We start from the raw sequence: 24,388 nt of genomic DNA, 5'->3' as shown, positions 1-24,388 counted from the left end.
GGTTGTTGTATGGCACTAACTGATGTTGAGATCCTCTTTGTTGAAGATGACCCAATATTTCGCCATGTCGTTGCTGAGTTTTTGCAATGCCAAGGTGCTCGGGTTCAACAAGCCTGTAATGGCCATGAAGGCATTTCGTTTTTTTCACATGCCATTTTCGATATTGTTATTGCTGACTTAACCATGCCAGGCCTTGATGGTCTGTCGATGCTTAAGCAAATGCAAGATATTAATCCTGCAATACCCGCGATTGTTATTTCTGGTAATGATGTGATGGCTGATGTAGTAGAAGCATTGCGCATCGGTGCCAGTGACTATTTGACTAAACCTATTGCTGATTTATTCATGATAGAACAAGCGATTGTACAGGCAATGATGTCAGCTGCTATGCCAATGAATGTTTCTGGCCTGTCACATTTACAAGAAATGAATGAGTTGTCTTATCAAGAGCTCACAGACAATCTATGTTTACTCGAACAAAACTCCCAAGCAGCCAAAAGTGTTCAACAACAGTTATTTCCGGCTTCCCATATCTCTTATCCCACTGCGGATATAAATTATAGCTTGTTTAAAAACAATGATGTGAGTGCTTACTTTATTGATTCAACTATGGTGGGCGAAGATCATTTAGTCATGTATATGGCGCATTTTTCTCCAGAGGACAATAGCGCTGCTTTTGGTTGTATATTATTGCGCAGTTTTATTAATCAGAAACTCAAATTGTTTAGAAATGGTTTAAGTAACACCTTAATAGAACCAGATAATATGTTGGCTTATCTTAATGAACGCATGGTGAAATCTGGTTTGCGTATTCATACTGATATTATTTATGTGTGTATTGATTTGACCCAATATCGCGTCTCTATTGGACAATCAGGAAAAGGTCTAAGGTGCTATTTACGTCATGGTAATGACCTGACTCCTTTGGTGTTACCAGAGTCTCCATCTCTTGGCTGTACCCAATGGAATAAACCGAGTTTACAAACTAGAATTTTATTGCGAGATGAACAGATCTGCATTGGCACCCATTTTTATGAGCATAAACAACAATTGCTTGAAAATCACTTTACGGGTTTAGTTTATCAATCTGATATTAAGGCTGGTGGCTTTATGCAGTTAGCTTGTCGGTAAATTAGGGCACTTATTAATTGTTGCAGATGAACAATGCCAACATGAAGATAAAAAAATCCCCTCACAAGTTAACTTGGAGGGGATTTTTATTGTAACGTTATAACCGTGAATTTAAACCGAATTAACGTTTAATTGCTTCGTGGTCTGCTGTTACTGATAACTCATCTTCTAAAGCTTGTTCTTCAGTGTCATGCTTGCTTTCTGCACCATGCATCCAATCAACTAACTTATCAGACATTAAATATAAAATGATCCCTGAAACAACAGCGGTAATACCAATACCGGCAAAAATAGCCATTGCATTTTCAAGTTGTGTTTCGACATCTCCACCGTGACCAATTAATGAACCTACTAGGCCACCAATTTTGTTAGCTGCAGCAATAAAGAGGAACCATGCACCCATCATTAATGAGGCTATGCGCAGTGGAGCAAGTTTAGTCACCATAGATAAGCCAATAGGAGACAAACATAATTCACCCATGGTGTGAAAGAAGTAAGCTCCTACTAACCACCACATGCTTGATTTAACAGAAGCATCGCCGCCCATTTCAAACACAGCGCCCATCATGAACAAGAAACCAATAGCCAATAAGAATAAACCTAAAGCAAATTTAATCGGCGAATTGGGTTCATTTTTACCAAGGCGGATCCAAATAGAAGCTATCACAGGGGCAAACACAACAATGAAAATAGCATTGAGTGATTGGAAATAAGTGGTAGGCACTTCCCATGAACCGATCATGCGATCGGTGAAATTGTTAGTGAACAAGTTCATTAAGCCACCAGCCTGCTCGAAGCCAGCCCAGAAAATAATGGTGAATAGTCCCATTACCATGATGACTTTAATACGATCTCGTTCAATCTTGGTTAGTGGCTCACTTCTGGCTTCACCTTTAGCTTCATTTTTTCTTTGTTCAACTTTAGCGGCCGGTTCGGTACCGATGTCGCCAAGTAATTTTTGTGCAAAGAAGAATTGAATAATCAAGGATACGATCATACCAACACCTGCACAGAAGAAACCTGCTTGCCAGTTGTTAATAAATACGTCTTTACCATCGATAACCACTTCATGACCAAACGAAGTATAAGCCCAAGCAACGATAAAGCCTGACAGTGCTGCGCCTAAGTTGATGCCCATATAGAAAATAGTAAATGCGCCGTCGCGACGGTGATCGCCAGCAGGATATAAATCACCAACCATGGTTGAAATATTTGGCTTAAATAGACCATTACCTATGATCAAGGTTCCTAAACCAATATAAAATATCGTGGTTTCGAAACCTATCATCCAACTATGTGGTGCAGCAAGGGTAAATTGACCTGCTGCCATTAAGAAGCCACCAATATAAATGGACTTACGTTGACCCAATACGTTATCGGCTAACCAACCACCAATAAGTGGAGTCAAATATACTAAGCCAGTAAAAGTACCATATAATGATAATGCATCTGCTTGGCTCCAGCCTAGGCCTCCACCGCCTTCACCACTTTTTACTTTATCAACAAGATAAAGTACTAAAATTGCGCGCATGGCGTAATAGCTAAAACGTTCCCATAGTTCTGTTGTAAAAAGTAAGAACAGACCCTTAGGGTGTCCAAACAGTGTTCCTTGAGGTTTTGCGTCACTCATTAAGTCTTCCACCTTAAGCTTGTGATTGCCTGTGATAAATATTGTCACAGAAATAATTGTTTACAAGAGTTGTCTATGACTACTTATGCAATTAATACCTGATATATCGGGTATTTGGAGGCGATTAAGCAGTTCTGAGCAACTTTATTGTTTATTTTTTATAATAAATAATATCAGTTTGGTGCTAAATATAAATCAAACATCAAAAAGCTAACCTTATATACACTTTTCGATGCTGCAAAGTCAATGTTAATGCGGGGAACAGAGATATTAAGCTTGTTATAAATTGTGTCAAAGCAAACAAGTTCCATTTGTGTGGGTTAATGGTTTGTTTGTTTTTTGTTATTGCGTAGGGGTAAATTAGATAATGTTTTTGGAGATGAGGCCGATAGCTATGCCACGGCTTATCTGGCATTTTTGTGCATCTTTTCTGCAAGATATTGATTATAATATGTTGTCTTTTAATTTAAGTCATAAACAGTTAAAATACGACTCGTTAACAAAATTCAATGTCATGTGGAAGAGATATTTATGATTATAGTTCGAACTGTGACATTGATCTTGTTTGGTTTTTTTATCTGTAATGCTCATGCTTGGGTTGATACTGACTTTGATGGAGTACCTGATAAGAAAGACGCTTGTAATGATACTCCTGCAAATAGTGTTGTTATGGCAAATGGTTGTATTGATACTGAAATACTCATTGTCGATGAAGATGACGAAGTTGATGATGAGTTTGATGAAGCAGAATTAGGTGCAACAATTACCAATAATGCGGCACTTATTGCTGAACAATGTCGTCAACAGCGAGATATTTTACTGGCGGTAGATTGTTTTGGGTCTATTCTTCAACCTGTGTATTTTGATTTTGATAAATCAGAAGTGTTGTTAACTCAGAGACCTACTCTCATTAGAGTGCAACAATATATTGAGCAACACCCACAAGTGGTTGTTCGTTTAGAAGGACATACCGATAATATTGGTAGTGATGCCGTTAACAGGGCGTTGTCGTTAAGACGAGCAGTTACAATTAAAGATTTACTTGTAAATGAATACCAATTCCAACCCTCTTCTATTGAGGTTGTTGGAATGAGTAGCAATATGCCGGTGGCGGATAACACCACAATAGAAGGGCGGCAGCGTAATCGGCGCGTAGAGTTTATTATTTCGGCAGAGTAATTCTGCAATAAAGGGAGACAAAAAATGGAACACCTAGAAGGTTTAGACGCTTTAATCGAGCAGGCGCCTGAGTTTTTTATGACTTATGGTCTTAAAGCTTTAGCTGCAATTGTTATTTTTCTTATCGGTAAATATTTTTCCGGTGTAGCAAAACGCATAACAAGCAAATTACTTACTAATCGAAAAGTAGATGCAACTGTTGTTTCATTTGTGGCTAACTTAGCTTGGGCTTTGGTATTTGTGTTCACTATTGTGGCCACACTTGGTCAAGTTGGTGTGCAAACAGCGTCATTAGTCGCTGTTATAGGTGCTGCCGGTTTAGCTGTTGGTTTAGCGTTACAAGGTTCACTTTCTAACTTTGCATCTGGTGTGTTGATGGTGCTTTTCCGTCCATGCCGCGTTGGTGACTTTATTGAAGCCGCAGGTGTTGCTGGCGTAGTGGATGAAATTACTATTTTCTCAACTCGTCTTCGTACTGGTGACAATAAAATAATTATCGCGCCTAACTCAGCTATTATGAACGGTACTATTACTAACTATTCTGCGTTAGAAAAGCGTCGTATCGATTTAGTGATTGGTGTGTCTTATTCTGCTGACATTGCAACAACGAAGAAAGTTATTGCTGAAATCCTTGATAATAACCAGTCTGTATTAAAAGATCCTGGTTACACTATCGGTTTAGCAGAACTTGCTGATTGCTCAATTAACTTCGTGGTTCGTCCATGGGTTAAAACAGGTGATTATTGGCCAGCACGCTTTGAATTGCTTGAACAAATCAAGAATGCTTTAGATGCAGCGAATATTGAAATTCCATTTCCACAAATGGATTTACATGTTAAAGAAGTGCCAGCAAAATAATATTGCAGGTAACTTAATCTTGATAAAAACCAGCATTTGCTGGTTTTTTTATGCTTAATCTCCGCTAAATCTAAGATCTATCTCAACTCTGACATCGTTTGCTTTTTCAGCTTGTCTACCATTGTAAGGTGTTGTACTGATAACCTCTCTATGACAAAAAACACCCTTGCTCGGTTTGATCTTTGGGCGTCAATAATCATCAATTTAGTCTCATTGTTGTTACCGCTATTTTTAGTGGCTATAAGTCATTATTTTATATGAATATATTTTTCTGAGCATATAAAAATATAAAAATATAAAAATATAAAATTATGAAAATATAATCATATAGCATTGTTAAGCAACGTCTCCAAGAGGATGATAATTGAAGGTAAGATTTTGGGTTATCATTGATCACAAATCTACCGCTACAGCTTTCCCCATCAAATTTCATACTTAGGAGTATCTTAATATGAGTCAAAGTATCGCAAGTTTTATTACTCAAACCCTTGAACAAGCCGGTGTAAAGCGTATTTGGGGGGTAACAGGCGATTCACTCAACGGAATTAGTGATAGCTTGCGAAAAATGGGCACGATTGAATGGTTAGGAACACGTCACGAAGAAAGCGCTGCTTTTGCTGCTGGTGCAGAAGCACATATTTCAGGAGAGTTGGCGGTCTGTGCAGGTTCTTGTGGCCCTGGGAATCTTCATTTGATCAATGGTTTGTTTGATTGTCATCGCAATAAAGTCCCAGTTTTAGCCATTGCTGCTCATATTCCGTCATCAGAAATTGGCAGCAATTATTTCCAAGAAACTCATCCCCAAGAATTATTCAAAGAATGCAGTGTTTTTTGTGAATTAGTTTCCAGTCCAGAACAAATGCCATATTTACTCGAAACAGCCATGCGTCAGGCTATCTTACATAATGATGTTAGTGTGCTCGTACTTCCGGGAGATATTGCGCTCAAGGCGATGCCTGAAGCGACTAAGCCAAAATGGAACGTCCCAAAACCGGCATCTTATATTGCTGATTTAGCTGACATAGAAACACTTGCTGATCACCTTAATAAAAGTGGCAAAGTCACGTTACTTTGTGGTGCGGGCTGTAAAGGTGCACATGATGAAATTGTTGCCTTAGCCGCAAAACTACAAGCTCCCATTGTACATGCCATGCGGGGTAAAGAGTTCCTTGAATATGATAACCCTTACGATGTAGGGATGACTGGGTTTATCGGCTTTTCATCTGGTTATCATGCAATGCAACAAGCTGATACGTTACTGATGATTGGTACCAGCTTCCCTTACAGAGCCTTCTATCCAGAAAATTGCACCATCTTACAAATTGATAATCAGCCTGCATCACTCGGTCGACATGTTCAAATCGATTTTGGTGTTTTAGGTGATACCAAGAGTACTGTGACTTCGCTACTTAAACATATTAAGGAGGATCGCTCTAGCGCTCATTTAAAACAGTCTGTTAAAAACTATAAAGAATCCCGAAAAGATCTCGATGTACTTGCCAATGGTAAAACATCACATAATTTGATTCATCCCCAATACCTAACTCGTCTGCTCGACGAACAAGCAGGTAAAGATACTATTTTTACCTGTGATGTTGGCACACCAACCGTTTGGGCTGCCCGTTATTTATCAATGAATGGTCAACGTCGTTTAATTGGTTCATTTAACCATGGTTCAATGGCTAATGCATTGTCACAGGCAATGGGAGCTCAATCACTGGATCGTAATCGTCAGGTGATAGCAATGTGTGGTGATGGTGGATTTTCGATGTTGATGGGGGATTTACTGTCTTTGAAGCAACTTAATCTACCGATTAAAATGATTGTTTATAACAACCGCTCACTGGGTTTTGTTGCCATGGAGATGAAAGCCAGTGGTTATTTATCAAGTGATACTGACCTAGAAAACCCAAGTTTTGCAAAAATAGCAGAAGCTTGTGGCCTGAAAGGGATCCATGTCAGCGATCCAGACAAACTACTCGAAGCGATGACGGAAATGATGGATCACTCTGGGCCAGTCGTTCTTGAAGTGGACACGGCGAAACAAGAGCTTGCGATGCCACCACAAATTAAGTTTGAACATGCGAAAGGCTTTAGCGTTTACATGATGAAAGCGCTAATTAATGGTAAAGGTAATGAAATTATCGAACTAAGCAAAACTAACTGGTCACGCTAGCTAAACCTCTTTCCTATTGGGCTAGGCCATTTAACCCTTTAGGAAAACGATCAAGTGTCTAAAATTATCCGAGTAATATGCCTTGTGTATACTACATAACTCACAATACCAAATTTTAGTTTGATGTTTATAAAAACGCTAAACTGGACTTTAAAAACCTTTTAGACGTTTTTATCCAATAATATCGATTGAAAGTTAAATATATAATATTAAAACTGATTAACTATCTTTATCATAAGGACACTAAGCCATTCGTTATCATTTTGCTCAGCTTTTGGCCATGCCCATATTTTACTGGTGTCATGCTTATTGAGATCTCTTGACAGCACTCGGTTTATACCACCCATTAGTACCTTTAAAAGGAGTTTTCCATGAAGCTATTTTCTACCTTTGCAGCGATTACATTACTATCCACATCGGTTATTAGTACTCAGAGTTTTGCTGGCGAAAAAACCATGATTACCATGGGCGGCAACCCTGTCGCTTTAGAAGGTAAAATACCGAGTTTAAATACAATTGCACCAGTGTTTACTGTAGTGGATGAAAAATTCAATCCTGTCAGTTTAAGTGATTTCAAAGGTAAAACCGTATTGATTAGTGCCGTTCCCAGTTTAGATACTGGAGTATGTGCGTTACAGACTAAACGGTTTAATAAAGAATTTACTCAATTTGATACTGATGTGGTGATGCTGACTATTAGTGAAGACTTACCGTTTGCTCAGAAACGTTTTTGCCAAACTGAAGACGTAGATAACATTATCGTATTATCAGACTCTGTATGGCGTGATTTTGGTGAAAAATATGGTTTGTTGATTAAAGATCACGGTTTGTTAGCGCGTTCTATTTTTATTATTGATACTCAAGGATTATTGAAGTATCAAGAATTAGTAACCGAAGTCAGTGAACACCCCAATTATGATGCAGCATTAGCGGCATTAACTGAAATATCAGCTGCTGCGAAGTAATGGTGTTGTTTCTGCAATTATTGTGTGAATGAGGATAGAGTTCAGGATGATTGATTTTCGAAGTGATACGGTTACCCAACCAACTGAAGCAATGCGTTTAGCTATGTCTAGAGCTGAGGTCGGAGATGATGTTTATGGGGACGACCCCACAGTAAACAATTTACAAGATATGGCTGCAGATATGTTTGGTTTTGATGCCGCTTTGTTTGTCAGTTCGGGGACTCAAGCTAACTTGCTGGCACTCATGTCGCATTGTGAACGGGGCGATGAATACCTTTGTGGCCAACAAGCACATAACTATAAGTTTGAAGGCGGTGGGGCTGCAGTATTAGGCAGTATTCAACCTCAACCACTGAATAATCAAACTGATGGCAGCATTTTGCTGAGTGATATTGAAGCGGCTATTAAGCCTGATGATGTGCATTTTGCTCGAACACGGTTATTGAGTTTAGAAAATACCATCGGCGGTAAGGTATTACGCCAAGATTATTTAGCTCAAGCCCAAAGCCTTGCGTTTAATCGTGACCTTAAAATCCACTTAGACGGTGCTCGTGTCGCTAATGCTGCGGTAGCTCAAGGTATTGCCATAGCTGATATTACTCAATATTTTGACTCAGTATCGATTTGTTTATCAAAAGGCTTGTGTGCGCCGATAGGTTCTATTCTGTTAGGCGATGAGAGGCTAATTGGTAAAGCCACTCGATGGCGAAAAATGTTGGGTGGTGGCATGCGACAAGCGGGGATTATTGCTGCAGCGGCAAAGTTAGCATTAACCGATCAGGTCGACCGCCTAGCGGATGATCACCATAATGCCAAGGCTTTGGCTTTATTGCTGACTGAAATGCCAGAATTTACTGTTGATGCTAATTTGGTACAAACTAATATGGTATTCGCGACATTAGCAGATGATATCAACCCCAAGATGCTTGCCGCTTCATTGGCAGATAAAGGTATCATTATTAGCCCAAGTAGGCAGTTACGCTTGGTCACTCATAAAGATATTAGTGCGAACGACATCAAGGTGTTTGTGAATACCTTAAAACAACTTATGGGTTAATCTTCTTGTAAATAAATTGCTTCATTAAAGGTCACACTGAGTGTGGCCTTTGTCTTTTTTGGTGCGGTAATGTATTTTTTGAGGGCATTACGACCTCATGAAAAACGTATGATGGTTTTATCTGTCTGTTTTTAATGATTAAAATAATTGGCTTGAACATTGCTACTTATTTTGAGGTATGCGTCGCTTGGCGCAAAATTAATTAAGCAAATAATGGGGTCATCATGAAATATTTCTCACGTCATATCGTCATGCCAATTCATCTTAATAGCACTAAAAGTTTATGCTGTGGCCAACTATTAAGTTGGGTAAATGAAGAAGCTAGTATTTTTGCCAGTTGCCAAATGCGCAGCCAATTTCATATTGCCAAGGTTATATCTGAAATTAACTTTATGGCACCAGCACAAACTAGCGACATCATTGAATTTGGATTTGAGCTAGTAAGCTTGGGCCAAAGCTCTGTGACGGTACGTTGTAAAATACGCAATAAAGTCAATCATGCGCCGATAGCCTTTATCGATAAAATGGTATTTGTAAATGTGAATGAAAATGGCTTACCTATTCCACATGGTATGCGTGCTAACGCGGCTTAATTGCTTTAATGATGTGTATTATTTGCGAGTATTATGAGCGTTGGCCATAAAGATAAGTTGTGATGTGGGTGATGGATTAATACTAAAGCAAAGAATAAAAAATAAAAATTAAGGAGCTATAATAGCTCCTTAATATGAATGTGAAATAGGCTGAATTTATTATTCAACTTTAGCGATACGTTGTTGATAGTCATCGATTAAATGCTCCATAATTTGATTTGGAGAAGCATCTTGGCAACAATTGTCTAAAAAGATTTTAAAGGTGACAAGGGCATGACCATCGTTCTTAAGGCGGCTACTTTGCATGGCAAAAAAAGCTTCTTCATTATCGGCTTTTCTAACCACAAAATCTTCAAGTTCGAATGATTTAGTGCCGGAGATGTTGTGCCATTTAGTGATACGGTCGAGTGCAATTTCACAAGACTGGTTTACTTCGATGTGGTTTAGCCATGTTGGAGGTTGTTCATTATCTTGATAATGCGGGCATCTAACTGTGTAATTGTATACATGAGTAATTGCTGTCATTGCTTACCTACCTATTCGCTATCTAAGTGGTTTTACTATAGACCTTATTTTTTATTTTGGTCAATCCTTATTTTTAGAACTTAGATCTAAGCATCACTTTTTACTAAATTAAAAATAAGCTGTTGTCATTGTTAGTTTTTTACATTTAATGATCGGTTAAAAAAAGCTCACAATTTAATGTGAGCTTGAGTATTCGTTTATCGAACTGGTTATAGTGCGTTAGTGAAAATTTGGCAAATCTCTTGATGTGTTGCTTGCTTAGGGTTAGTAAAACCGCATGCATCTTTGAGTGCGTTGTCAGCTAATGTTGGAATATCCTCTGCTTTTACACCGAGCAGAGTTAAATTTTCAGGAATATTAACGGCTTTCGACAATTGCTTAATGGCTTCTATTGCTGCATTGGCTCCTTGTTGATCAGACATTGCTGTAGTGTCTACTCCCATTGCTTTTGCTACATCCGCAAGACGTGCAGGTACAACTTGGGCATTGTAGGTTTGTACATGGGGTAGCAATAATGCGTTACATACACCGTGTGGTAAATCATAAAAACCGCCAAGCTGATGTGCCATCGCATGTACATAGCCTAAGCTAGCATTATTAAAAGCCATGCCTGCTAGAAACTGTGCATAAGCCATCTGTTCTCTGGCTTGAATGTTATCGCCCTGCTTAACGGCGTTAACTAAATTGGTTTGAATGAGCTCAATAGCTTTGATTGCACAGGCATCTGTGATGGGATTAGCGGCAATAGAAACATAAGCCTCAATAGCATGTGTTAATGCATCCATACCTGTAGCAGCTGTAAGTGATGCAGGCTTTTCAAGCATCAATTCAGGATCGTTCACAGAAAGAATAGGGGTAGTATTTTTATCGACAATGGCCATTTTAATGTGCCTTGCCTCATCGGTAATAATACAAAAACGAGTCATTTCACTTGCAGTACCTGCAGTGGTGTTTATGGCAACTAGCGGCATTTGTGGTTTAGTTGATACATCCACACCTTCATAATCTTTAATATTGCCGCCATTAGTGGCAACAAGTGCAATACCTTTGGCGCAATCATGTGGTGAACCGCCACCTAAAGAAATAATCACATCACATTGATTGATTTTTAATAGTTCAAGTCCCGCCGCCACGTTACCTGTTGTTGGATTAGGCTGTACGCCATCAAATATAACCACTTCAATGCCGTTGGCATTAAGTTTATCCGCCACTTTTTTAACTAAACCAATTTTTACCAATGGTTTGTCGGTGACAATTAATGCTTTGCTAAAACCAAATGCGTTAATGTCTTTAATTGCTTCATCTACGCTGCCTTGACCAAGAATGTTGACGCTGGGGATAAAAAATTTAGTCGCCATGTTGATTGTCCTCTGTATAAAATTAAATATTCTCTACAGAAAACATATCTATATTAGGTTCGTTATTATGTGACATGGAGCCAGTTCGTATTCAATAAGTAACAATAATTAAGTGATTTTATAACAAGTACGACACTTTACGCGTAACTGTGATCTGACATGATGGCGTTCTTGGCATAGTAGGAACATTGAGTGGCTCTTTAACACGAGTATTGAGTTCGCTTGTGATGTGGTAACAATAGAATATAGTATAAAAAAAATACATAATTAATATGTTCTTTATATGGAATGAGTTACGGTATAAAGTTAAAATTACTCTAGTGTTAGTTTGCTTCTACTACACTAAATAGAGATAGCTTGGATGCTACTGTGTTTGTTATGGATGGATAAGGGAAATGTATAGGTGTTTAATCTAAATATTTTTTTCTCAATTTTAGAAAATGCAGCGTTATTACTGGCGCTGGTTTATGTGTATTCACTATCGTCCACCCATCAACGCAAGGTGGCGCCTTTCTTATGGCAATTTTTAATGGGTGGGCTCATCGGCACTATTGGTGTTGTGATCATGGTCGATCCACTAGTGAATCAACAAGATATATTGTTTGATGCTCGTTCTGTAGTTCTTTGTTTAAGTGGATTGTTCTTTGGTGCCATTCCTACCTTGCTTGCGGCCATTATCATGGCACTTTATCGTTACCATTTAGGCGGTCTAGCAGTGTGGATTGGAATATTCATGTTGGGAAGCAGTGCGCTGATAGGGTTGGTTTGGCGTCAATTTAGGCATAATAAATTAGATCAAATTAGTTATCGAGAATTTTTCATTTTTGGCATTGTTGTGCATGTCATTTCTCTGTTGTGGTTATTCTTATTGCCCTATGAACAAGCCTTACCAGCCATAAGTAATGTGTTATTTCCTATATTAGTTATTTTGCCCTTATCCACCATGGTTATTGGCCATTTACTTGTCAAAATAGAATTTCATGACCGCAATATTCAAGTCAAATTACAAGAAGACTTTCTTTTTAAAAATCAGTTTGATATTGGAAATATAGGGATTGCAATTACGACTAAAATGAAATATTGGTTAAAAGTAAATCCTTACTTATGCCGAATGTTGGGTTACACAGAAAAAGAATTAACATCCTTAACTTGGCCCGAATTAACTCATCCAGATGATCTCAATAAAGACTTATTGTTATTTGATCAGATGGTCAATGGCGAACTCGATGAGTATGAAACTGATAAACGTTTTATTACCAAAGATGGCTCAATTGTTTACACCCATATGACTGTTGCATGCCGTCGTCATGTTCAAGACAATACTTTTTTAGTGATTGCAGGTTTTTTAGATATTACCCAGCAAAAACAATCTCAACAAGCCTTATTACAAAGTAAAGAGCATCTCGCGTTAGTGCTTGATAGCAGTGAATTAGGGGTATGGGATTGGGATGTTGTCAGTGACCGTATTAGCGTTAATCAATATAGTGCAGATATTCTAGGGTGTTCAATTGAAGATCTTAATCTACATCCTGAGTTGTGGTTCAACGCGATACGTTCCAGAGACAAATTTAAGTTTCTGCGCAGCATCAATGAAATGGTAAAAGGTCGATGTATTAGCCAGCGAGTTGAGTACTTATTGACGGATTTAAAGGGCGTTAGTCATTGGATTTTACAAACTGGCAAAGTGGTTGATATTGATGACAGAGGTAAACCACTTAGAGTCTGCGGAACTCATAGTGATATTACTGATATAAAACAAGTTGAAGACTCGTTGAGTATTGCTACTTCTGTTTATCAAAACTCCAGTGAAGCCATGAGTGTGTTTACTACTAAGGGGATTCTAGTTGATTCAAACCCTGCTTTTTCTTTAATTACAGGATTCAGCAAAGAGGACGTTCAAGGCAAGCATTTACGTATGTTTGAAACAGACCTGCAACCTAAGCGTTTTTATCAACAACTTAGAAAACAGCTCAATCGGGAAGGGCATTGGCATGGCGAAGTGTGGATGCAGCGAAAAAATGGTGAAAACTATCTTATATTATTAACCATTAATTCAATTATCCAAACAAAATCTCAAACTGCACAGTTTGTGGCGTTATTTTCTGATATTACCGAGAAAAAACAAACTGAAGAATTTATATGGCGTCAGGCAAATTATGATGCGCTCACGGGGTTACCTAATCGCCGAATGTTATTAAGCTTTTTAAACCAAGAAATATTGCTCTCTGAACGACAGGATAATCATTTTGCATTGATGTTTTTAGACTTAGATTATTTTAAAGAGATTAATGACTCTTTGGGTCATGATATGGGCGATGTATTATTACTTGAGACTGCAGACCGTCTCAAAAAAAGTGTACGAGAAAACGATTTAGTGGCCCGCCTCGGTGGGGATGAATTTACGATAGTGCTAACCAATCTAGCAGATTTTAACGGGGTAGAACGTGTCGCCCAACAAATTCTAAAAACGCTTGCCGAGCCTTATATTCTAGGAGATCAAATTGCTCATATTAGTGGCAGTATTGGTATCACCTTATTTCCTGACGATGCTAAAACAACCGACACGTTATTAAAGAATGCAGATCAAGCGATGTATACGTCTAAATCAAGTGGGCGTAATCGGTTTAATTATTTTACCCCTGCAATGCAAGACCATGCACAAAAACGGATCATGTTAATTCAGGATCTCAAAGTTGCCATTATTCAACATCAATTTGAGTTATATTATCAGCCAATTGTTGATGTTAATAATCAGCAGGTCACCAAGGCCGAGGCATTGATACGCTGGAGGCACCCTACTATGGGGTTAATTCCACCAGCAGATTTTATTTCTATTGCTGAAGATACTGGAATGATAATTGATATTGGCAATTGGGTATTTTATCAAGCTTGCAAGCAGGCTGCTCAATGGAAAACGCAATTTAATTGTGATGTGCAAATCAGTATCAATAAGTCACCGGTAGAGTTTCGAAATGAGTCTACAGATATTGAAGGTTGGCTTAAGCATATGTCGCAATTAGCCTTACCGACGAAAAATATTTGTATCGAAATTACTGAAAACTTACTGTTTAATATTGAGCCAAATGTTGAGGCTAAATTATTAGCTTATCGCAAAGCGGGTATGCAAATGTCGCTCGATGATTTCGGAACCGGATATTCATCCTTACCTTATCTAAAGAAATTCAGTGTTAATTACCTTAAAATTGATCAATGTTTTGTGAATAATCTGGCTGCGGGTAGTAATGATCTGTGTTTGTGTGAAGCGATGATTGTAATGGCTCATAAACTTGGGATGAAAGTGATAGCAGAAGGTGTTGAAACCGAAAATCAACGGCGTTTATTGACCTTGGTAGGTTGTGATTATGCACAAGGATATTTATTTTCACATGCGTTATGCCGAGATGACTTCGAACAGCAGTACTTAATGGCAACTCAAGAGCATAAACGCATTTCAAACAGTCAGTTACTAACCTAATACCATTACATATTGTGGATACTTGTTACCGATTAAGCCTTCTGCATATGAGGACTGCATTAAACCTGTGAGATTACAGGGTTAAGCTCAGATAAGGATTATAAACGGTTATCCCATAGCCATTTGCATTGACTGACCATCGACCCGATATTGATGTAGCTTTTAGATGAAAATACCTTGCAGGTAAAACATATGACTAGTTTGATATGAAATTGGTGAAATATTGGTTTCTCTCTATCTTTATCTCATCCCTTAAACCTAACTGAGGTTAGTTATTCTGTTGGGGATTAGTATACAATAGCGACCTATTTTTATTTGCTTTTATTGGGTCTGTTATGTCATTTACGTCGCTAGGGTTACCGCCATTAATATTAGATGCGGTTAATCAATCCGGGTATCAAACTGCTACTCCTGTTCAACAAGCAGTGATTCCGCTAGCGCTCACCGGTCGAGACGTATTAGCCAGTGCTGAAACCGGCACCGGGAAAACAGCTGCTTTTGCATTACCTTTGTTAAGCCAGCTCATGGCACAAGATGATTTGGATTTGTCGCCGTCGCAACGTTTACGTGTACTTATCATGACGCCTACGCGTGAGTTAGCGATTCAAATCGAACAGAACTTAGTTAAATACAGCCAGTTTATTAATCTTACTAGTTTAGCCGTTTATGGTGGTGCCAGTATCAACCCTCAGCGTAAGGCATTAGAGCAAGGCGTGGATGTATTGGTGGCAACACCAGGACGATTGTTCGACATTATTGGTCAGCATGAATTGGATTTATCATCGGTTACTCATTTGGTGATAGACGAAGCTGACCGGATGCTCGACCTTGGCTTTGTTAAAGATATCGAAAAAGTGAAACGCTTAATTGCTCGAAAGCATCAAACTATGATGTTTTCGGCTACTTTTTCTGAAGAGGTTAAAACCCTTGCGGCTAAGATGCTAAACGATCCTGAATTCGTCCATGTTGAAACCCAAACCACAGCCGCCAATGTTGTCCAGCAAGTGTATAAAGTGGATACTCGCCGTAAAGCCGAGCTGTTATCGGAACTCATTGGTAAACATAATTGGCAGCAAGTGATGGTGTTTACCAGCCGCAAAGAAACGGCAGATCATTTATACCGCGAGTTAACCCTAGACGGTATTAAGGCATCGGCATTTCACGGTGATAAAAGCCAAGGGGCACGCAACCGTGCATTAGAAGAGTTTAAAGCCGGTCAGTTACGAGTATTAATCGCCACAGACTTGGCCGCTCGTGGGCTTGATATCCAAGCGCTGCCAAGAGTGATTAACTTTGAATTGCCTGAAGAGTGCGAAGATTATATTCATCGTGTTGGGCGTACGGGTCGAGCAGGATTAGGTGGTGAAGCCATTTCGCTGGTGAGCCCGCAAGAACTTGAATTGCTTGGTGCGATAGAACAACTCATTGAACAAATATTGCCAATAATGGTGCCAACAGGGTATGAAGAAGGCGCACCACTGCCTGCCCGATACCGAGATGTTGCGGCAGAAAAACCGAAAAAAGCGTTTAAACATAAACGCGGCAAGCCATCTCAAACAGACGTAAAGCCTACCCGAAAAGGCAAATACGCTAAAGCGAAAAAATGATCACTAAACCGATAAAAACCAATATTATTACTGGCTTTTTGGGTGTGGGTAAAACCACGCTCATTAAACAATTGCTAGCCCATAAGCCGCCTGATGAAGTGTGGGCTGTGTTGGTTAATGAATTTGGCGAAATTGGTATTGATGGCAGTTTGCTTAATACTGTTACGGCAACTTCAGATAATAATCAAGCTGATCAGCAGCAAAACCAAGCAGCATTGCCAAGTGTAGTGATTAAAGAAGTGCCCGGTGGTTGCCTTTGCTGTGCTGCTGGTGTGATGACACAAGTGGCGATCAATCAACTTATTCAACAAGCTAAACCTGACCGATTATTGATTGAACCGACTGGTCTTGGTCATCCTGCAGAAATTATAACGTTATTACAGGCCCCACATTTTCAACAAGTGATTAAATTGCAAACCAGCTTATGCTTGGTTGATGCACGTAAAATCAGTGACGACCGTTATTACAACCATGATACTTTTATTCAGCAATTACAAATTGCTGATACGGTGATTGCCAATAAAGCGCAATACTATACTGAGCAAGATAAACAACAGTTAACCGAGTTTATGGCTCAGCTACAGCGAGCCGAGACTCCGGTACTTTATTGTGATGATCACTTTACTCAAACAGCGTTATTGCAACAGATTATCGATTTATTGGATCAACCCACAGCTAAGCTTAATCGCAAGGAATCATTAGCATCGACTAAGCCTACACGTTTATTAACAGGCGGTGCTAAGCAATGGCTTTTGCCAATGGCTTCGTCAACATCGCCAGTGAATGACGATGATCAACAATTTGACCAACAACAGCTTGCTGAGCAAGGGTTTATCTATAAAACCAATCAAGGTGAAGGTTGTTACAGTAGTGGCTGGATTATTGATAGCCAACGCAGTTTCAACTTTGAGCTGTTTATGCGGTGGGTTGAATTGGTCAAAGCGTTAAATGTGCTTAGGCTTAAAGCGATAGTTATCACTGACGATGGTATTTTAAGTGTCAATATGGTCGATGATACACTGAGCTTAGATGAATTAGATGATGCGCTTGATTCGCGAATTGAGATCATTAGCGAGACACCACTTGATGGCGATACATTGCAACAGCAGTTGTTTGCTTGCGCGATCTAGCAAGAACTTGTTATACACTTTGGCATCACTTTCATATCCCAATAAAAAAGGACATTGATAGATTATCAATGTCCTTTTTGTTGTCGTTGTTCCTAGTTCACTAACGTGTACATTCTTCAAGTAGATAAGCTAAGTGACGGTAAGAAATACCGCTATGGTGAGTTAACCCCACTTCACACGTTCGGTTAGCGTAATAACCTTCTTTGGTTTCTAGCGGAATGAGCTTTTTAATGTTGCGCAAAGCACTGGCGTTAATTTCTGGCTTGTACAGCCCTTTCTCACCAGAATAACCACAGCAAGTAATGCCTTCAGGTAATACAACATTGTGAGTACATGCATCTGCAATAGCTTGCAGTTTAGGCTCTAGCTTCATCTTACGAGCGCTACAACCTTGATGAAGGGTTATGTTGGCTTTCTTAGTAATGGTCATGCTTGGTAATAATTCATCATGCATAAACTCAACTAAATCGAGCACTTTCACTTTTGGGTTACCTGTTAGTGTGCGATAAGTACAAGACAGTGCATCAACTACTACTGGCACTTTGCCATTTTCAGACAGTTTACTGAGTGTATCAATCAGTTCATCGCGCTTAGCGTTGGCATTTTTAAAATCACCTTTTGACTCCCACATCTGCCCACAGCATAAACTACGGGTATTCTCTGGAATAATGACATTGTAGCCAGCACGCTCAAGTAAGGTGATAACCACTTCTGGTAATGTGCGGTTGTCAGGATCTTTCGGCGTTGGACCAAAGGTTCTGCCACCACAAGCTGGGAAGTATAAAACCGTTGGCTGACCTTGTTTAGGCGCTGAAGGTTTAGTCACTTTTCCGCCTTTAGCGAAGTCAGGGTTCCAATAGGGTACTTCTTTAGAAATAAGACGGCCGGCTTTCATTATCGAATTGGTAATGCCATCACCTGTTATTTTATGGACAATGTTTAAAATATCAAAGCCTGTGCTGATCACTTGGTTAACCGCACCATAATGCTTAGCTTGGAAGTCGAGCACTTTTTGTTCTGTGGTGGTGATGTATGGTGTACGTAATTTACGAGTCAACTCACCCATGCTGTTATCAACTGGGCAGGCAATGGTACACAACTGACACGCTGCACAGGTGTCAATAACATCGTATTTGGAGCTGGCACGCATTTTTGCCGCAGCTTGTTGGTCACCAGATTGTTCTAAACGTTCTATTTCACGAAGTACCGCAATCCGTTGACGTGGCGAGAAGTTCAGTGCCGATGTAGGGCAGGTTTTTTCACAAAAACCACACTCAATACAGTTGTCGACAAAGTCATCAACCACGGGACAAGGTTTAATGTTTTTAACGTGCACCAACGTGTCGTCATTGAGGATAACCCCAGGGTTTAATAATCCACTTGGATCGAATACCTGTTTAATTTGCTTCATCAAGGTGTAAGCGTCGCTACCCCATTCCATTTCAACAAATGGGGCGACAGCACGACCGGTACCATGTTCAGCTTTCATTGACCCGTCGTACTTGTTGATCACCATTTCTGCGACATCTTGCATAAAGCCATGGAAACGATTGATATCGTCTTGAGAGGCAAAAGTGGGTGTAATAATAAAGTGGAAGTTACCCGCTAATGCATGGCCATAAATGACCCCTTCAGGATAACCGTGTTTATGGAATAATGCGGTTAAGTCGGCTGCCGCGGCGGCTAAGTGCTGAACCTCAAATGCAACATCTTCAATAATGACTGATGTGCCTTTTGGTCTTGCTCCGCCAATAATAGGGAATAGACCAGAACGCATCGCCCAATATTGGCCATAAACAGCAGGATCATTACTGAATTCGGTTGGACGTTCCGTTTTGATATGAGCGATTTTTTCAATCACATCTTCAGTATATTTTGTTAATGTTTCAGCATCGTTTGCACGACACTCAATTAATAAAATTGCTGAACCTTCGGGTAAATTACTGAGCCATAGCGGCATACCAGCTTTACCGGTAACCGACTTAATTGATGCCCAGTCAAGTAATTCTGCTGCAGCTACGCTATCACCTATAATAGGGGGGATTGCACTCGCGGCATCTTCCATATTGAAAAACACGGCCATGGCAGAGGCTTTGTATTTGGCCTCTTCAACCGTGTGATAAGTCACTTCATTAACAAATGCGAGTGTGCCTTCAGAACCTACAATTAAATGATTGATTAAATCAAAGGGATCACTAAAGTCTACCAGTGCATTTATGCTGTAGCCCGTGGTATTTTTAATTGAGAATTTTTTACGAATACGTGCTGCTAAAGTCGGATTGTTTTGGGTTAATTGTGCCAAATCACTTAAGGCCGCTAGCAACATGGGCTGCGATTGACTGAATGCCGCTTTTGAATGTGGGCAGCCTGTATCAAGTTCAGTTCCATCTGCGAATATTAATTTAGCCGACTTGATTGTTTGATAACTGTTTTGAGCGGTACCGCAACACATGCCAGAGGCATTATTTGCCACCATACCTGCTATTTTAGCTGAAGCTAAGGTGGCAGGATCGGGGCCAATTTTTTTATTGAACGGCTTTAAGGCTAAATTAGCATCAGAACCAATCACTGCTGCGCCTAAAGTGATTGATGATTTGTCTTCACTGATATCAATATTTCTAAAGCCATCATGACCTAAAATCAATAAAATACCTTCACCAATTGCTTGACCCGATAGACTGGTACCCGCTGCACGAAAAGTCACTGGTACGCTGTTAGCTTTGGCAATATTAAGGGTGATTTTAACTTGTTCAGGGGTATCTGCATGCACCACAATTTTAGGTACGATACGGAAATAACTGGCATCTGTTGACCACGCAAAACGGCGGACAGGATCATTCGATACGGCGTCAGCGCCGAGTTGTGACGTTAACGTATCCATCACTACTTGATAATTAATAGTCATAACATGTTCTCTTAACACTTGGATGAACAGCAGGCATAGCGTGCCTACTGTTATTGTATTGTTATCGTTAGATTAGAAGTCACTTTATGGTGAATTAAAATCCACCCCAGATAACTGCAATGGTGCCTGCTACTAGGGCATAACCTAGGGCAATAGGCATTGTTTTACGAATAATTTCTGATTCTCTTCCTGCCATTCCCACAACGGTTGCTGCAGCCACGACGTTCATCACACACATCATATTACCCGCATTAGCGCCAATACCTTGTAAGGCTAACGCGATAGCGTGATTCATTCCGATGTTGTCGGCAACAGAGTACTGTAGGCCTGAGAACATCATATTTGAGAAGGTTGCCGAACCTGAAAGGAAGGCACCAAAAATACCCACAATTGGAGAAATCCAAGCCCAAACTGAACCCATGCTATTGGCCAGTAAGTCTGCTAATGCAACTGGCATTGACTCGAGGCCTGCACTATTTACTCCAGAGTTAAGGAATATCTTCACCATAGGTACTGATGCACCTAAAGAAATAATCGTCGGCAGCATTGAACGACAAGATACGGTAATTGATTGTTTCATTGCAGCAGGTTTCATTTTAAATAAGATAAAACCGAATAAGCAGACCACTACAAAGAATACACCCGGAGCATAGAGCGTGGCAAAGCCTGCTTTAAGTTCGGTACCCAGTAAACCTGTCCAACTAATATTAAAGCTGGTTAACCAGCTTTTAAATGGCGCAATGACACGAGACAAGACTAACAAAGCTGCCATAATGACGTATGGCGACCAAGCTGCCATTTGTGAAAATTTAACGGGTGTTTGATTAACAGCTAGATCTCCGTCTGATTTATTGTCATTTTCACTGAAATCACACCAAGGTTGTGATGGTAATAACCAACCTTTTTTAGCCACTGGAATGACTAATGCCATACCCACAAGTGAACCAATAACCGATGGGAACTCAGGACCTGCAAAATAGTTAATTAACCATGCAGGTACCGTAAAGGCAAAGCCAGCAAACAGGGCGAATTTCCAAATTTGTAAGCCTTCTTTAATTGATTTGTTTCGACCAAAAAAGCCGGTTAAGACACAAACCATTACTAACGGAATCAATGAACCTGTCACTAAGTCTATTGTAATCATGTGCTTAGCAATAAACTGTGCGTACCCCACAAAAGTACCACCATGTTCAGCAAATTGACCTGCTGCCATGTTGACTCCACCTTCAGTTAGACCTTGTTCCATACCAAACAATACGGGTAGACCAATCGCCCCAAACGATACGGCTGTAGAGTCTCCTATTAATGCAACCACAGCAGCTGCAATCGGTGGTACGCCTAATAGTACTAACAACGGCGCCCCGATGGCCGCTGGTGTACCAAAGCCTGCTGAGCCCTCAATGAAGGAGCCAAACAACCAACAAATTATCACAACTTGAACACGAGCATCCGCACTGATGTTAGTAAAACCAGCTCGAATGGTGTCCATAGCCCCGGAATATTTGAGTGTGTTTAACAAAAATACCGCACCAAAAATAATGGTTAACGGGGTTAATGCAGATAGAAGCCCTTCAACGACAGATGCAGCAAGGAGTTGCGTGTCCATTTGCCAAATAAAGACCGCCGCTAGCCCTGTCACTACCATTGATATCGGCATCGCTTTGGATGCCGGTAAGCGCATAAGGACTAAAAATACCATTACGCTTATAATGGGCGTTAAGCTAGCGAGTAACTGTAATATTGTCATGCATACCTCTGGTATTGTGGGTACTAAATTATTATTATTTGTTAGCGTTTCGCTAACGAGGCTGTAATAGACGTTATTTAAGTGTTAAAAGTGTTGATCGAGATCATTTTAATAACCAAGATAACGTTTTCGTTGATAAAAATGAGATCTGTGTCTAATACTGGAATAGTGGTATCGGTTCAGAGACTCATTTTGGGGACGCAGAGACATACAAATAAAGCCAAACGATTGAACGATTGGCTTTAAAATAACGTTAATTAGTCAATGTTAATGTGAAGGGGTTCACGCGACAGATATTGAAAATGTAAAAAAGTGTAAAATGTTAAAAGAGTTTACTGCCCCAGCCTAATTTTTGGCGTAATACATGGAAGTAATTGTGGCCTTTGGGATGTATGAGTCTAAGGCGTTCAGACGATCGGCGAATAAATATTTCATCGCCAGGTAATACCGCTAAATGCACATGGCCATCACAACTGACTTCGAGGTTTTCACCATTATCTGGCGATACTACAAGTTTTATAATGCTGCATGCATCGACCACAATAGGGCGGCAAGACAGGGTATGTGGAAACATAGGCACTAAAATAAGAGCTTGCAGATTAGGGGTTAAAATTGAGCCTCCAGCAGACAAAGAATAAGCAGTGGAACCGGTAGGAGTGGAGATAATCATTCCATCTGCGCGCTGGCTATACATAAATTGCTCATCAATATAGACCTCAAATTGGATCATATGAGCAATTTTACCTGGGTGAAGAACCGCTTCATTTACAGCTGTGTTACTTGAGGTTATTTTTCCATGACGGTGAACTTCAGCTTCTAATAAAAAACGGTGTTCGGTTTCAAATTCACCGCTAAGCACTTTCGATAAAGCTTCTTCAAAATTATCGGGTGGTAAATCCGTTAAAAAACCTAAGTTTCCTCGATTTAAACCAATAACAGCAACGTTAAAACGAGCCAATACTCTGGCAGCACCTAGCATATTGCCATCACCGCCGACTACGATGGCTAAATCACAGTGTTCACCCATTTCAAGCAGATCCATTGAACAAACGTCAGAACCTAATTCTGCAGATACTCGTTCTTCAACAATGACTTTATACCCTTGCATTTTTAACCAATGATGCAACTGGGTTAATGTAAGGTTAGTACCTTGATGATGTGGCTTACCGATGAGTCCGATAGTCTGAAACATTTTAGTCATATTCGAGTTTGTTATGCCTTTAGGCCTTGAAACATGAAAATTGATCCCCATAATATACTCAAACAAATTAAAAGTGTGAGATTTACTGTTAAATTCCAGTAAATGGCCACTTTATTTATTGTCCTAGAATAGCCAATAACGCATTTTTTAGCCGGAGTGAAAATGAGTAACGAATCGCAAAATCAAGTGGAAGAAGTCGTCACATCTGATGTCGCGGCTGATGAAGCAAGTTTGATGGATGAATTAACCCAAGCAAATTTTAGAATTGAAGAATTAGAGCAGCGCCTTGCTGAGTCTGAAACTGCACTAGCTGAACGTAAAGATGTTGAAATGCGTGCAGCAGCAGAAACGCAAAATATCCGTACTCGTGCGGCCAAAGATGTCGAACAAGCACGTAAATTTGCTTTAGAAAAATTTGTTAACGAATTATTGCCTGTGATAGACAATATGGAGCGAGCATTACAGGGTACTAATCCTGAAGATGAAGCAACTAAATCTATCTATGAAGGTGTTGAATTGACCATGAAGGGTTTTTTAACCTCGGTTGAGAAGTTTGGTGTGACCCAAGTTAATCCTTTAGGTCAACCATTTAACCCTGAACATCATCAAGCCATTGGTATGCAACCAAGTGCTGAGTATCCTGCTAATACTGTGATGATGGTTATGCAGAAAGGTTACTTATTGAATGGTCGTATATTACGCCCAGCAATGGTGATGGTATCTCAAGGCGGCGAAAGTGTGGATGTCGAAGCATAAAGATTAATTTAAGTCTGACACTTAAGTTAGTTACTAATATAGGTCTCTAATATTAGTATTCAACATTAGCTTCTTGTATTAGTCGATGGTATTGA

General features: G+C 39.8%; 17 protein-coding genes. 11 read left to right on the top strand and 6 right to left on the bottom strand.

The window, feature by feature from the left end; genetic code table 11:
- The first annotated feature begins 9 nt into the window (after positions 1-9).
- Positions 10-1,131, top strand: a complete 1,122-nt coding sequence (locus FCN25_RS03430; RefSeq protein WP_137221979.1) for a response regulator — start codon at positions 10-12, stop codon at positions 1,129-1,131.
- A gap of 121 nt (positions 1,132-1,252) precedes the next feature.
- Here the strand turns inward: FCN25_RS03430 and FCN25_RS03425 are convergent, their stop codons facing one another.
- On the bottom strand, positions 1,253-2,761 hold the full coding sequence (locus tag FCN25_RS03425; protein ID WP_137221977.1) for a peptide MFS transporter: 1,509 nt from the start codon (positions 2,759-2,761) through the stop codon (positions 1,253-1,255).
- A 531-nt stretch (positions 2,762-3,292) separates the two neighbouring features.
- Between FCN25_RS03425 and FCN25_RS03420 the strand changes: the two genes are divergently transcribed.
- The 6 genes from FCN25_RS03420 to FCN25_RS03395 all read left to right on the top strand — a co-directional run bounded on the left by FCN25_RS03420 (position 3,293) and on the right by FCN25_RS03395 (position 9,589).
- A complete protein-coding gene (locus FCN25_RS03420; RefSeq protein WP_137221975.1) occupies positions 3,293-3,940 on the top strand; it encodes an OmpA family protein in 648 nt (215 codons plus the stop codon).
- Between the two features lie 24 nt (positions 3,941-3,964).
- On the top strand, positions 3,965-4,798 hold the full coding sequence (locus tag FCN25_RS03415; protein ID WP_137221973.1) for a mechanosensitive ion channel family protein: 834 nt from the start codon (positions 3,965-3,967) through the stop codon (positions 4,796-4,798).
- Between the two features lie 451 nt (positions 4,799-5,249).
- Positions 5,250-6,974, top strand: a complete 1,725-nt coding sequence (poxB, locus tag FCN25_RS03410) for a ubiquinone-dependent pyruvate dehydrogenase (protein ID WP_137221971.1) — start codon at positions 5,250-5,252, stop codon at positions 6,972-6,974.
- Between the two features lie 371 nt (positions 6,975-7,345).
- Complete coding sequence (tpx, locus tag FCN25_RS03405) at positions 7,346-7,939, top strand: thiol peroxidase (RefSeq protein WP_137221969.1); 594 nt, start codon at positions 7,346-7,348, stop codon at positions 7,937-7,939.
- A 46-nt stretch (positions 7,940-7,985) separates the two neighbouring features.
- Complete coding sequence (gene ltaE, locus FCN25_RS03400) at positions 7,986-8,996, top strand: low-specificity L-threonine aldolase (protein ID WP_137221967.1); 1,011 nt, start codon at positions 7,986-7,988, stop codon at positions 8,994-8,996.
- 224 nt (positions 8,997-9,220) lie between these two features.
- Positions 9,221-9,589, top strand: a complete 369-nt coding sequence (locus FCN25_RS03395; protein WP_137221965.1) for an acyl-CoA thioesterase — start codon at positions 9,221-9,223, stop codon at positions 9,587-9,589.
- 159 nt (positions 9,590-9,748) lie between these two features.
- Here FCN25_RS03395 and FCN25_RS03390 read toward each other — a convergent pair whose 3' ends face one another.
- The gene (locus FCN25_RS03390) at positions 9,749-10,114 is read right to left on the bottom strand and encodes a cytoplasmic protein (protein WP_137221963.1); all 366 of its coding nucleotides are present in this window, start codon (positions 10,112-10,114) and stop codon (positions 9,749-9,751) included.
- Between the two features lie 209 nt (positions 10,115-10,323).
- The gene (gene yiaY / locus FCN25_RS03385) at positions 10,324-11,472 is read right to left on the bottom strand and encodes an L-threonine dehydrogenase (protein WP_137221961.1); all 1,149 of its coding nucleotides are present in this window, start codon (positions 11,470-11,472) and stop codon (positions 10,324-10,326) included.
- Positions 11,473-11,875: 403 nt separating this feature from the next.
- Between yiaY and FCN25_RS03380 the strand changes: the two genes are divergently transcribed.
- The 3 genes from FCN25_RS03380 to FCN25_RS03370 all read left to right on the top strand — a co-directional run bounded on the left by FCN25_RS03380 (position 11,876) and on the right by FCN25_RS03370 (position 17,684).
- Positions 11,876-14,947 (top strand): EAL domain-containing protein, encoded by a 3,072-nt coding sequence (locus tag FCN25_RS03380; RefSeq protein ID WP_137221959.1) that lies wholly within the window; start codon positions 11,876-11,878, stop codon positions 14,945-14,947.
- A gap of 335 nt (positions 14,948-15,282) precedes the next feature.
- A complete protein-coding gene (locus FCN25_RS03375; RefSeq protein ID WP_137221957.1) occupies positions 15,283-16,554 on the top strand; it encodes a DEAD/DEAH box helicase in 1,272 nt (423 codons plus the stop codon).
- Complete coding sequence (locus tag FCN25_RS03370; protein ID WP_137221955.1) at positions 16,551-17,684, top strand: GTP-binding protein; 1,134 nt, start codon at positions 16,551-16,553, stop codon at positions 17,682-17,684. The genes FCN25_RS03375 and FCN25_RS03370 overlap by 4 nt, the downstream gene beginning before the upstream one ends.
- A gap of 100 nt (positions 17,685-17,784) precedes the next feature.
- Here FCN25_RS03370 and FCN25_RS03365 read toward each other — a convergent pair whose 3' ends face one another.
- From FCN25_RS03365 to nadK, 3 genes are all read right to left on the bottom strand, one after another.
- Positions 17,785-20,589 carry an FAD-binding and (Fe-S)-binding domain-containing protein gene (locus tag FCN25_RS03365; RefSeq protein ID WP_137221953.1) on the bottom strand — a complete coding sequence of 935 codons (2,805 nt, stop codon included), beginning with the start codon at positions 20,587-20,589 and terminating at the stop codon, positions 17,785-17,787.
- A gap of 94 nt (positions 20,590-20,683) precedes the next feature.
- Positions 20,684-22,336 carry an L-lactate permease gene (locus tag FCN25_RS03360; RefSeq protein ID WP_137221952.1) on the bottom strand — a complete coding sequence of 551 codons (1,653 nt, stop codon included), beginning with the start codon at positions 22,334-22,336 and terminating at the stop codon, positions 20,684-20,686.
- Between the two features lie 322 nt (positions 22,337-22,658).
- Complete coding sequence (nadK, locus tag FCN25_RS03355) at positions 22,659-23,537, bottom strand: NAD(+) kinase (protein ID WP_137221950.1); 879 nt, start codon at positions 23,535-23,537, stop codon at positions 22,659-22,661.
- Between the two features lie 162 nt (positions 23,538-23,699).
- Here nadK and grpE point away from each other — a divergent pair, with 162 nt between their 5' ends.
- Positions 23,700-24,293 carry a nucleotide exchange factor GrpE gene (gene grpE, locus FCN25_RS03350; protein WP_137221948.1) on the top strand — a complete coding sequence of 198 codons (594 nt, stop codon included), beginning with the start codon at positions 23,700-23,702 and terminating at the stop codon, positions 24,291-24,293.
- The last annotated feature ends 95 nt before the right edge of the window (positions 24,294-24,388 follow it).

Source organism: Shewanella sp. MEBiC00475, assembly GCF_005234075.1.
Lineage (GTDB): Bacteria > Pseudomonadota > Gammaproteobacteria > Enterobacterales > Shewanellaceae > Shewanella > Shewanella polaris.
Note: the sequence above shows the minus strand (reverse complement) of the source record. Positions and strands in the feature narration are given on the sequence as shown.

What these genes read in the sequence shown, in the direction of transcription:
- FCN25_RS03430 (WP_137221979.1), top strand. Translation starts at nt 10, where the DNA reads ATGGCACTAACTGATGTTGAGATCCTCTTTGTTGAAGATGACCCAATA.
- FCN25_RS03425 (WP_137221977.1), bottom strand. Translation starts at nt 2,761, where the DNA reads ATGAGTGACGCAAAACCTCAAGGAACACTGTTTGGACACCCTAAGGGT.
- FCN25_RS03420 (WP_137221975.1), top strand. Translation starts at nt 3,293, where the DNA reads ATGATTATAGTTCGAACTGTGACATTGATCTTGTTTGGTTTTTTTATC.
- FCN25_RS03415 (WP_137221973.1), top strand. Translation starts at nt 3,965, where the DNA reads ATGGAACACCTAGAAGGTTTAGACGCTTTAATCGAGCAGGCGCCTGAG.
- poxB (WP_137221971.1), top strand. Translation starts at nt 5,250, where the DNA reads ATGAGTCAAAGTATCGCAAGTTTTATTACTCAAACCCTTGAACAAGCC.
- tpx (WP_137221969.1), top strand. Translation starts at nt 7,346, where the DNA reads ATGAAGCTATTTTCTACCTTTGCAGCGATTACATTACTATCCACATCG.
- ltaE (WP_137221967.1), top strand. Translation starts at nt 7,986, where the DNA reads ATGATTGATTTTCGAAGTGATACGGTTACCCAACCAACTGAAGCAATG.
- FCN25_RS03395 (WP_137221965.1), top strand. Translation starts at nt 9,221, where the DNA reads ATGAAATATTTCTCACGTCATATCGTCATGCCAATTCATCTTAATAGC.
- FCN25_RS03390 (WP_137221963.1), bottom strand. Translation starts at nt 10,114, where the DNA reads ATGACAGCAATTACTCATGTATACAATTACACAGTTAGATGCCCGCAT.
- yiaY (WP_137221961.1), bottom strand. Translation starts at nt 11,472, where the DNA reads ATGGCGACTAAATTTTTTATCCCCAGCGTCAACATTCTTGGTCAAGGC.
- FCN25_RS03375 (WP_137221957.1), top strand. Translation starts at nt 15,283, where the DNA reads ATGTCATTTACGTCGCTAGGGTTACCGCCATTAATATTAGATGCGGTT.
- FCN25_RS03370 (WP_137221955.1), top strand. Translation starts at nt 16,551, where the DNA reads ATGATCACTAAACCGATAAAAACCAATATTATTACTGGCTTTTTGGGT.
- FCN25_RS03365 (WP_137221953.1), bottom strand. Translation starts at nt 20,589, where the DNA reads ATGACTATTAATTATCAAGTAGTGATGGATACGTTAACGTCACAACTC.
- FCN25_RS03360 (WP_137221952.1), bottom strand. Translation starts at nt 22,336, where the DNA reads ATGACAATATTACAGTTACTCGCTAGCTTAACGCCCATTATAAGCGTA.
- nadK (WP_137221950.1), bottom strand. Translation starts at nt 23,537, where the DNA reads ATGACTAAAATGTTTCAGACTATCGGACTCATCGGTAAGCCACATCAT.
- grpE (WP_137221948.1), top strand. Translation starts at nt 23,700, where the DNA reads ATGAGTAACGAATCGCAAAATCAAGTGGAAGAAGTCGTCACATCTGAT.